Origin of the sequence: Exiguobacterium sp. SL-10 (assembly GCF_004337025.1) — a bacterium.
Lineage (GTDB): Bacteria > Bacillota > Bacilli > Exiguobacteriales > Exiguobacteriaceae > Exiguobacterium.
The window spans coordinates 1-397 of sequence record NZ_SJUP01000051.1; the positions used below are offsets into that span (position 1 = coordinate 1).

Sequence of the window (397 nt, forward strand, 5' to 3'; positions counted from 1 at the left end):
TTCATAGATATGTGCATTGATTATCTTATGAAATGCTTTACCCGGCTTATGCCCTGTAATTTGAGCCACCAGCGCTAATAATACAAAGCACTGTATTTGGTTGAAATTTAAACCTAATGGCACATCGCAGCTACGTTGATAAGAGGTTAAATAAAGCGTATCACCCACTAATGAAAATGTGTGTGTATGCATACAAGGACGCAAACAACCTAGCTCAGTTTCACCTGGATTATAGAACGTTACGATTTCGCCACGATCATCTATACCCTTAGAGAGGTCATCTACCACTTTACGTAGTTGGTCAAAATGGGAACCATCTGGACGTTGCCATTGGCGTCCTTGAACACCATAAACACGGCCCATATCGTCTTCACCTTTGCGATGAGGGTTATTTAGC

General features: G+C 41.6%; 1 protein-coding gene. It reads right to left on the reverse strand.

Annotated features, from left to right (window positions below):
• The coding region (locus tag EVJ33_RS15835; RefSeq protein ID WP_236634658.1) for a thymidylate synthase at window positions 1–363 on the reverse strand (363 nt) is incomplete at its 3' end.
• Between the last annotated feature and the right edge of the window lie 34 nt (window positions 364–397).